The following is a 6,000-nucleotide window of genomic DNA, read 5'->3' as shown; positions in this document are numbered from 1 at the left end:
GTGCAAGTATTTGGCAGAGCCAGACACTTACACCTATCGGTTATTTGGTTTGTTTAAAGAGCGGTGCTGACTTCGTTTCGTTTGCGTCGTCAGCTGAGGAGGCGAACTATACCCACCCCGCCCTGGGCCGTCAACACCCTGCCTGCAAAAAAGTGCAAGTAATTGCTTAAGTGGCTGATTTGCAAAGATGGCAAAAAGCAAAAAGGTTGGCCGCAAGCGGCCAACCTTTTGAGCACCACATGAAAAGCCCGGCTGGCGCCGGGCTGTGAGCTTACATATTGGGGTAATTCGGGCCGCCACCGCCTTCCGGCGTGGTCCAGTTGATGTTCTGGGTGGGGTCCTTGATGTCACAGGTTTTGCAGTGCACGCAGTTCTGCGCGTTGATCTGCAGCTGCGGCTTGCCTTCTTCTCGGCCAACGATCTCGTAAACACCAGCCGGGCAGTAGCGCTGCTCCGGTGCATCGTACTGTGCCAGGTTGATGCGGATCGGGGTAGCGGCGTCCTTCAGCTTCAGGTGCGGCGGCTGATCTTCGCTATGGTTGGTATTGGAGATGAATACCGACGACAGGCGATCGAAGGTGAGCACACCATCCGGCTTCGGATAGTTGATCGGGCTGCATTCGTCTTTGTGCTTCAGGCATTCGTGGTCGTGGTGCTTGTGACGCAGCGTCCACGGTGCTTTGCCTCGGAACAGATAGGTATCGATGGCCGAGTAGATCATTGCCGGCCACAGGCCCCAGCGGAACGACGGGCGGATGTTGCGCACGCTGTGCAGTTCGTCGAACAACCAGCTTTGCTTGAAGGCCTGGGTGTAGGCCACAGCCTCGCCACCCTGGCTGTCCGGCTGAGCTGCCAGCAGGTCGAATACGGCGTCGGCGGCCAACATGCCGGACTTCATCGCGGTGTGGGTGCCCTTGATCTTGGGCACGTTAAGGAAACCGGCGGTATCGCCCACCAGTACGCCCCCCGGGAAGGTGAGCTTGGGAATGCTCTGCAGGCCGCCTTCGGAAATGGCACGCGCACCGTAGGACAAGCGACGGCCGCCTTCAAATACACCCTTGATAGCCGGGTGGGTCTTGAAGCGCTGGAATTCTTCGTACGGCGACAAGTAGGGGTTCTGGTAATCCAGACCGACCACGAAGCCCACGACGACCTGGTTGTTTTCCAGATGGTAGAGGAAGGAGCCACCGTAGGTGCTCTGGTCCATCGGCCAGCCGGCGGTGTGGGTGATCTTGCCGGCTTCGTGCAGCTCGGGCTTCACTTCCCACAGTTCCTTGATACCGATACCGTAGGTTTGCGGGTCGGCCTCGGCGCGCAGCTGGAAGCGTTCGAACAGGCCTTTGGTGAGCGAACCACGACAGCCTTCCGCAAAGATGGTCTGCTTGGCCCACAGTTCAATGCCCGGTTCGCCTTCCTGGTCGCCGTTCTTGCCGGTGCCCACATTGCCGGTGGCCACGCCTTTGACCGAGCCATCGGCATGGAACAGTACTTCGGCAGCGGCAAAGCCGGGGTAGATCTCCACCCCCAGCTCTTCGGCCTGCTGGCCCAGCCAGCGACAGAAGTTACCCAGGCTGATGATGTAGTTGCCGTGGTTGTTCATCTGCGGCGGGGTCGGCAGCTGGATGGACTCGGTTTCGGTGAGGTACAGGAAGCGGTCGGACTTGGCCGGCGTGTTCAGCGGCGCGCCTTTTTCTTTCCAGTCGGGGATCAGCTCGTTCAGGGTGCGCGGCTCCAGCACGGCACCCGACAGGATGTGGGCGCCGATCTCGGAGCCCTTTTCCAGCAGACAGACACTGATCTCCTGGCCCTTCTCGGCGGCCAGCTGCTTCAGACGGATGGCTGCGGACAGGCCGGAAGGCCCGCCACCGACTACCACCACGTCGTATTCCATGTATTCGCGTTCCACCGCTTCTCCTTTGCGCAGGGGGAGGATTGATTTGCCCAATGATGCAATGATTGCACCGGCACGTCAAAATCAAACAAGCGTTTAAACGGTGCCGTTTGCCTTCAGTTGTGCAATTGCCGCAGCGTCATAACCCAGTGCTGACAGCACGCTGTCGGTGTGCTGGCCCAGCTTGGGCGGCGGCGCGTCGTAGCGCGGCGGCGTGCCGGACATCTTGATCGGGCACGCCACTTGCGGCACGTCTTGGCCTTGCGCGTCCTTCAGGTGTAGCTCCATTTCACGGAAACGGATCTGCGGGTCGGCAAAGGCTTCGTCTACGGTATTGATCGGGCCGCACGGCACGCCAGCAGCATCCAACAGCTTCAACCATTCGTCGCGCCCACGGGTGAGGAAAGCTTCGGCCAGCTGCGGCACCAGCAGGTCGCGATGCCGCACACGCTGCGGGTTGCTGGCAAAACGCTCGTCTGCGGCCAACTGTGGCAGGCCGATCAGCTCGCAAATGGCGCGGAACTGCTTGTCGTTGCCGCACGCCAGGATGAAATGGCTATCACCAGCGGTACGGAACACCTGATAAGGCACGATATTGGGATGCGCATTGCCCAGCCGTGGCGGCACTTCGCCGCCCACCAGCCAGTTCATGTTGACGTTGGCCAGCATCGCCAGCGAGCAGTCAAACAAAGCCATATCGATATGTTGGCCCTCACCGGTGCGGTAGCGCGACAGCAAGGCTGCCTGTACCGCATTGGCCGCGTACAGGCCGGTAAACAAGTCGGTCACCGCTACGCCTACTTTGTGCGGCTCGCCGTCGGCCGGGCCGGTAATGCTCATCAGGCCGGACATGCCTTGCACGATGTAATCGTAACCAGGCAGCTCGGCGTAGGGGCCGGTCTGGCCAAAGCCGGTGATCGAGCAGTACACCAGCCCTGGGTTAAGCGCGCGCAGGCTATCGTAGTCGAGGCCGTATTTCTTGAGGCCGCCCACCTTGTAGTTTTCCAGCAGCACGTCGGCCTCAGCCGCCAGTTGCCGCACGATGGCCTGGCCGGCGGGCTGGGTAATGTCCACCGTCAGCGACTGCTTGCCACGGTTGGCCGCCAGATAATACGCCGCCGTGCCATCCGGCAGGCTGGGCGGCGCCCATTGCCGGGTATCGTCGCCGCTGCCGGGGCGTTCCACCTTGATGACTTCCGCGCCCAGATCGGCCAACAGTTGGCCGGTCCACGGCCCGGCCAGTACGCGGGTAAGGTCCAGCACCTTGATGCCTGACAGTGCACCTGACATGTTCGTCTCCTGTTTGATGGGCTGCCTGCAAAAAAACAGGCCCGGATTGCAGCCGGGCCTCAAGGACAGACAGGAACCAACATCCCGCCGGGGTGAAGCCCGCCGGCGGGACATCACATCAGGCGAATGCCTGAATACCGGTCTGGGCGCGGCCCAGAATCAGGGCATGCACATCGTGCGTGCCTTCATAGGTGTTGACGGCTTCCAGGTTCATCACGTGGCGGATGATGTGGAATTCGTCGCAAATGCCGTTGCCGCCGTGCATGTCACGCGCAATGCGGGCGATATCCAGCGCCTTGCCGCAGTTGTTGCGCTTGATCAGGCTGATCATTTCCGGCGCGGCACGGCCTTCGTCCATCAGGCGGCCAACGCGCAGCGCGGCTTGCAGGCCCAGGCTGATCTCGGTCTGCATATTGGCCAGCTTCAGCTGCACCAGCTGGGTGGCGGCCAACGGACGGTTGAACTGTTTGCGGTCCAGCGTGTACTGGCGGGCGCCGTGCCAGCAGAACTCGGCAGCGCCCATGGCACCCCAAGCAATACCGTAGCGGGCTTTATTGAGGCAGCCGAACGGGCCTTTCAGGCCTTTGACGTGCGGCAGCAGCGCGTCTTCGCCCACTTCCACGTTGTCCATCACGATTTCACCGGTAATGGAGGCGCGCAGCGAAAACTTGCCTTCGATCTTGGGCGCGGACAGGCCTTTCATGCCTTTTTCCAGTACGAAGCCGCGGATCTCGCCTTCGTCGTCTTTGGCCCACACCACGAACACGTCGGCGATCGGGCTGTTGGTAATCCACATCTTGCTGCCATGCAGCACGTAACCGCCGTCCACTTTGCGGGCACGGGTTTTCATGCCGGCCGGGTCGGAGCCGGCGTCCGGCTCGGTGAGGCCGAAGCAGCCTACCCATTCGCCACTGGCCAGCTTGGGCAGGTATTTGTCTTTTTGCGCGTCGGTGCCGTAGGCCCAGATCGGGTGCATCACCAGGCTGCTCTGTACCGACATGGCGGAACGGTAGCCGGAATCCACACGCTCTACCTCACGGGCGATCAGGCCATAGGCCACGTGCGACAGGCCGGCACAGCCGTGGCTGTCGATGGTGCAGCCCAGCAGGCCCAGCTCGCCCATCTCGCTCATGATCTCGCGGTCGAAACGCTCTTCGCGGTTGGCGGTGAGCACACGTGGCAGCAGTTGTTCCTGGCAATAGGCGAAGGCGGTATCGCGCACCATGCGCTCTTCGTCGGTGAGCTGGTCGTTCAGCAGCAGGGCATCGTCCCAGTTGAACGGTGCGCGATTCGAGGTAGCGGCCATGCAATTCTCCTTTGCTTAGTTCCGCATTGCGGAATTTAATTCTGTATTGCAAAATAGACTAGCAAGGCACCTGCCGTGTGTAAAGTTTTTTGTGGGAGCACGGCGCGCACTGCACTATTCTTGCCACTCTTCAGATAGGAGCATTGCCACCATGTCGCTTATCCCGCAGGAAGAAGAAGGCAAAGACCGCTTGTTCGTCGAGGCACTGGCGCGCGGTTTGCGCGTGTTGTCGGCGTTCCGGCCGGGCGAGTCCGCGCTATCGAACCAGGTGCTGGCACAACGCACCGGCCTGCCCAAATCCACCGTGTCGCGCCTCACCTATACGCTGACCAAGCTGGGCTACCTGTCGCAGGATGCCGACAGCGGCTTTTACCGCCTGGGCCTGGCGGTACTGGCGCTGGGTTCGGCGGTGCTGGGCAGCTACGACATCCGCCGCGTCGCCGCGCCGCTGATGCGCGACTTCGCGCTAAAGCACACCATTTCGGTAAGCCTGGGCATGCGCGACGGCAGCGATATCGTGTACCTGGAAACCTGCCGCAGCCAGGCACGGGTATCGGTCCAGCTTAGCGTCGGCTCGCGGGTGCCGCTGGCCAGCACCGCCATCGGCCGCGCCTGCTACAGCAGCCTGAGCGCCACCGAACGCGAACTGGCCGACGCCGACATGGCCGCGCGTTACGCTGCCGACTGGCCGCTGATGCAAGCCAAACTGGAACAAGCGCGGCAGCAGGTACTGCAGCGCGGCTATAGCGAATCGTTCGGCGAGTTCGAGCGCGACGTGATGGCGGTCGGCGTGGCCCTGCCCTCGCCTGCGCCTGGCCAGGGCAGCCTGTGCCTGAACGCCAGCGGCCCGGCGTTTGCGTTTGACGCAGACACCATGCGCAACCAGATCGCCCCGGCGCTGATGCAGCTGGCGCGACAGATCGTGCCCGGTGCCTGAAACGGCAAAGGTTGGCCGCAAGCGCTGCGGCCAACCTTTGTTTTCATCCCCCATTCCGCTCAAGCGCGGATGTAGTTCACCAGCTGTTCGATGACAAACTGCTGCTCTTCGATGGTGGCGCGCACCAGATCGCCAATCGACAGCATGCCCACCACCTTGCCGCTTTCCATCACCGGCAAATGGCGGAAGTGCTTTTCGGTCATCAGCGCCATGCACTCGCCCACACTTTGTTCAGGGCTAACGTACACCACCTTGCTGGTCATGATGTCGCGCACCTTGGTGCCGGCCGAGGTGCGCCCTTGCAATACGATGCGGCGGGCGTAATCGCGCTCGGAAAAAATCCCCAGCACATCGCCCATGTCCATCACCAGTACGGCGCCGATATCGTGCTCGGCCATCAGCTGCAGCGCCTGAAACACGGTGGCATCCGGGCCGATGTGGATCAGCTCGGCCGATTTGTTGTCCAGTAACTGTCTGACTGTCTGCATGACACCTCCGCACGGCGTGAATTGACGAAACCCGGCATCCATGACGCCGGCACTTCACTATAGCCAGCGCAGCGCATCTGCCAAATGC

At 61.6% G+C, this 6,000-nt stretch carries 5 protein-coding genes; 1 reads left to right on the top strand and 4 read right to left on the bottom strand.

The window, feature by feature from the left end; genetic code table 11:
- Positions 1–271: 271 nt before the first annotated feature.
- From FLQ03_RS05950 to FLQ03_RS05940, 3 genes are all read right to left on the bottom strand, one after another.
- Complete coding sequence (locus tag FLQ03_RS05950; protein ID WP_144372366.1) at positions 272–1,891, bottom strand: electron transfer flavoprotein-ubiquinone oxidoreductase; 1,620 nt, start codon at positions 1,889–1,891, stop codon at positions 272–274.
- A gap of 96 nt (positions 1,892–1,987) precedes the next feature.
- A complete protein-coding gene (locus FLQ03_RS05945; protein WP_144372362.1) occupies positions 1,988–3,181 on the bottom strand; it encodes a CaiB/BaiF CoA transferase family protein in 1,194 nt (397 codons plus the stop codon).
- Positions 3,182–3,299: 118 nt separating this feature from the next.
- Positions 3,300–4,487 carry an acyl-CoA dehydrogenase gene (locus FLQ03_RS05940; RefSeq protein ID WP_144372361.1) on the bottom strand — a complete coding sequence of 396 codons (1,188 nt, stop codon included), beginning with the start codon at positions 4,485–4,487 and terminating at the stop codon, positions 3,300–3,302.
- A gap of 151 nt (positions 4,488–4,638) precedes the next feature.
- Here FLQ03_RS05940 and FLQ03_RS05935 point away from each other — a divergent pair, with 151 nt between their 5' ends.
- A complete protein-coding gene (locus tag FLQ03_RS05935) occupies positions 4,639–5,424 on the top strand; it encodes an IclR family transcriptional regulator (RefSeq protein ID WP_144372360.1) in 786 nt (261 codons plus the stop codon).
- A 59-nt stretch (positions 5,425–5,483) separates the two neighbouring features.
- Here FLQ03_RS05935 and FLQ03_RS05930 read toward each other — a convergent pair whose 3' ends face one another.
- Positions 5,484–5,912 carry a CBS domain-containing protein gene (locus tag FLQ03_RS05930; protein WP_144372359.1) on the bottom strand — a complete coding sequence of 143 codons (429 nt, stop codon included), beginning with the start codon at positions 5,910–5,912 and terminating at the stop codon, positions 5,484–5,486.
- Positions 5,913–6,000 lie beyond the last annotated feature (88 nt).

The organism is Vogesella urethralis (assembly GCF_007644045.2).
In the GTDB taxonomy this organism is placed as follows: Bacteria; Pseudomonadota; Gammaproteobacteria; order Burkholderiales; family Chromobacteriaceae; genus Vogesella; species Vogesella urethralis.
Note: the sequence above shows the minus strand (reverse complement) of the source record. Positions and strands in the feature narration are given on the sequence as shown.

What these genes read in the sequence shown, in the direction of transcription:
- FLQ03_RS05950 (WP_144372366.1), bottom strand. Translation starts at nt 1,891, where the DNA reads ATGGAATACGACGTGGTGGTAGTCGGTGGCGGGCCTTCCGGCCTGTCC.
- FLQ03_RS05945 (WP_144372362.1), bottom strand. Translation starts at nt 3,181, where the DNA reads ATGTCAGGTGCACTGTCAGGCATCAAGGTGCTGGACCTTACCCGCGTA.
- FLQ03_RS05940 (WP_144372361.1), bottom strand. Translation starts at nt 4,487, where the DNA reads ATGGCCGCTACCTCGAATCGCGCACCGTTCAACTGGGACGATGCCCTG.
- FLQ03_RS05935 (WP_144372360.1), top strand. Translation starts at nt 4,639, where the DNA reads ATGTCGCTTATCCCGCAGGAAGAAGAAGGCAAAGACCGCTTGTTCGTC.
- FLQ03_RS05930 (WP_144372359.1), bottom strand. Translation starts at nt 5,912, where the DNA reads ATGCAGACAGTCAGACAGTTACTGGACAACAAATCGGCCGAGCTGATC.